Origin of the sequence: Sulfitobacter sp. HI0040, assembly GCF_001634885.1 — a bacterium.
GTDB lineage: Bacteria > Pseudomonadota > Alphaproteobacteria > Rhodobacterales > Rhodobacteraceae > Sulfitobacter.
The window spans coordinates 1-2,925 of sequence record NZ_LWEX01000213.1 but is presented as its reverse complement, the minus strand read 5'-3'; the positions used below and the strand labels follow the sequence as shown (position 1 = coordinate 2,925).

General features: G+C 66.1%; 3 protein-coding genes. 2 read left to right on the top strand and 1 reads right to left on the bottom strand.

Annotation, left to right across the window (positions count from 1 at the left end):
• A partial coding sequence (locus A3728_RS12305; protein WP_067924018.1) for an ornithine cyclodeaminase family protein occupies positions 1–804 on the top strand: 804 nt, incomplete at its 5' end.
• Positions 805–870: 66 nt separating this feature from the next.
• Positions 871–1,860, top strand: a complete 990-nt coding sequence (locus A3728_RS12300; protein WP_067924015.1) for a type I glyceraldehyde-3-phosphate dehydrogenase — start codon at positions 871–873, stop codon at positions 1,858–1,860.
• Between the two features lie 41 nt (positions 1,861–1,901).
• On the opposite strand, the gene A3728_RS12295 is transcribed toward A3728_RS12300, so the two are convergent.
• Positions 1,902–2,648, bottom strand: a complete 747-nt coding sequence (locus tag A3728_RS12295) for a sulfite exporter TauE/SafE family protein (protein WP_067924012.1) — start codon at positions 2,646–2,648, stop codon at positions 1,902–1,904.
• Positions 2,649–2,925: the final 277 nt, after the last annotated feature.

The following is a 2,925-nucleotide window of genomic DNA, read 5'->3' as shown; positions in this document are numbered from 1 at the left end:
GGCGGGTTCGACAAGGCGGGGCTGACGCTGGGGCTGAAGGCCGGGGGGTATTGGCCCAACAACCTTGAAAAGCACGATATCATCAATCACCAGTCCACCGTCTTTCTGTTCGATCCCGATACCGGCAAGGCAAAGGCGATGGTGGGGGGTAACCTGCTGACCGCGCTGCGCACGGCGGCCGCATCATCGGTGTCGATCAAGCATCTCGCGCGCAAGGACGCCAAGGTGCTCGGGATGATCGGGGCGGGTCATCAGGCGACCTTCCAGCTGCGCGCGGCGCTCAAGCAGCGCGACTTCGAGAAGGTGATCGGCTGGAACTACCACCCCGACATGCTGCCCAACATCGAGAAGATCGCGACCGAGGCGGGCGTGCCCTTCGAGGCGGTCGAACTTGAGGGGATGCAGGAGGCCGATGTCATCATCTCCATCACCTCGGCCTTCGCGCCTTCGCTGATGGCCGATCATGTCTCGCCCGGCACGCATCTTGCCTGCATGGGAACCGATACCAAGGGCAAGCAGGAGGTCGAGGCCGCCCTGCTGGCGCGCGCAACCGTCTTTACTGACGAGGTCGCGCAATCCATTTCCATCGGCGAGGCGCAGCATGCCGTGGCCGAGGGGCTGATCAAGGAAAGCGATGTGCACCAGATCGGCGCCGTGATCAACGGCACCCACCCGGGCCGCGGATCGGAAGAGGAGATCACCTTTTTCGACGGCACCGGCGTGGGCCTGCAGGATCTCGCCGTCGCTGCCGCCGTGGTGGACCTGGCTGTGGAGCAGGGGATCGCCATCGAGGTCGATTTCTGATGCCTGCCCACCGGTTGGAAGACGGATGGCGGGGCGTTCCGACGCAGCTGGCGTGAGGCGCAGACCATGCGTGTCGTGATCAATGGCTTCGGGCGCATCGGGCGCACCATTCTGCGCCAGATCGTCACCTCGCCCCGGCATTCGGATATCGAAGTCGCCCTGATCAACGACATCGCACCGCTGGAGACCTGCGCCTATCTACTGAAATACGACAGCGCCTTCGGGCCGCTGCCCCTCTCGGTGGAAACGCGCGGGCAGGGGATCGTCATCGGAGGGTCCTTCATTCGCTTCACCACCTCGGGCGACATTTCCGGCGAGGATCTCTCGGGGGTCGATGTGGTGTTGGAATGTACCGGGCGGATCGGCACGCGGGCCCGGGCGGAGCATGGGGTGCAGGCCGGGGCACGGGCGGTCCTGATCTCCGGCCCGTCGGAACATGCGGATGCGACCGTCGTCATGGGCGCGAATGATGCAGCGTTGAAGGACGCCGCGATCGTTTCGAATTCTTCCTGCACCACCAATGCCATCGCGCCGCTGCTCAGGGCGCTGGATGCGGGGCCGGGCATCATCCGTGCCCATGTGACGACGATCCATTGCTACACCGGCAGCCAGCCGATGGTGGACGCGCCGCGCGGCGATCTTGCGCGCAGCCGGGCCGGGGCGGAATCCATGGTGCCCACCACCACGAGTGCCGCCCGTGAAATCGGACAGGTGGTGCCGCGTCTCGGTGCGCGGACCAGCGTGGCCGCCGTGCGCGTGCCGTCCCTCAGCGTGTCGGCCATTGATGCCACGCTGCAACTGGAAACGCCGCTGGATCATGTGGCGGAATATCTGCGGGCGCTGGCCGTGGGGTCCGACGTGATCGGCGCCACCGACGATCCATGCGTGTCGCGGGACATGCGCATGCGCCCGGAATCGCTGGTCCTTGCCCTGCCGGAGACCATGGCGGTCGGGGACAGCCAGATCCGGCTTTTCGGCTGGTACGACAACGAATGGGGCTATTCCGCGCGGATGATCGACATGGCGCGGCGGATGGCCGGCCGGCCAAGGGCATAGGGGGCCTGCGGCTCGCGGTTATGCGGGCCAGTGCCGGTAGATCAGAGCAGGCGCGCGAAGAAGACGATGCTCATCCCGAAGCCGATGGCGGCGATCAGCAGGCGCAGGGCGCGCGGCGGCATCATCCGCGCAAGCGGTGCCCCTGCATAGCCCCCCGCGGTGGAGGCGAGCATCATCACCAGCGCCTGCGGCCATTCGATCAGCCCCGCCAATGCGAAGGTGGCGACCGAAATGCCCGAGAGCGCAAAGGACAGCCCGCTTTTCAGCCCGTTCATCTGGTGCAGGTTCGTCATCCCCCAGAGCGCGAAAAGCGCCAGCAGCACAATGCCCAGCCCGCCGTTGAAATAGCCGCCATAGACGCTGACCAGAAACAGCCCGGCACTGCCCTGCGGCGTGATGCTGCGCGCCCGGGAGGCTGCCCAGTCGCGGATTTGTGCACCGAACAGAAAGACACAGGTGGCGGCCAGCAAGAGGAAGGGCACCACGATGGAAAATGCTTCGTCCGACGAGATGAGCAGCAACAGGCTGCCCGCCAGCCCGCCCGCCAGCGTCACGAGCGTCAGCCGTATCAGCAGCGCGCGGTCAAAGCTGCGCATTTCCGGCAGGAACCCCAGCGCCCCACCCGCGTAGCCGGGGAACACCGCGACCGCGCTGGTCGCATTGGCGGCAACCGGGGGCACGCCGGTAAAGATCAACGCGGGAAGGGTCAGGAAGGTGCCGCCGCCCGCGACCGTGTTCAGGGCACCCGCGCCGAAGGCGGCGACCATAAGTATAATAATATCAATCATCTTGCGCTCACAAACGAAAGGCGCAGGCCAAGCGGGGCCCGCGCCTTGATTTCCGCGCCCATGCTGCGCAAAAGCCGCGCCGGACGCAATGCCGTTTCTTGTCGGCGGCCGCCCGTCAGGCGCGGTTGTCCTTGACCAGGGCGCCCTTGGCATGGCCGGACATGCCGCCAGAGACTTCTTCTGTTGCCTCGCCGGCCAGTTCCTCGGGCAGGATCAGGTTCAGCACGATCGCGATGAAGGCCGCCGNCAGAANNGGCATTGCGTCCGGCGCGGCTTT

What these genes read in the sequence shown, in the direction of transcription:
- A3728_RS12300 (WP_067924015.1), top strand. Translation starts at nt 871, where the DNA reads ATGCGTGTCGTGATCAATGGCTTCGGGCGCATCGGGCGCACCATTCTG.
- A3728_RS12295 (WP_067924012.1), bottom strand. Translation starts at nt 2,648, where the DNA reads ATGATTGATATTATTATACTTATGGTCGCCGCCTTCGGCGCGGGTGCC.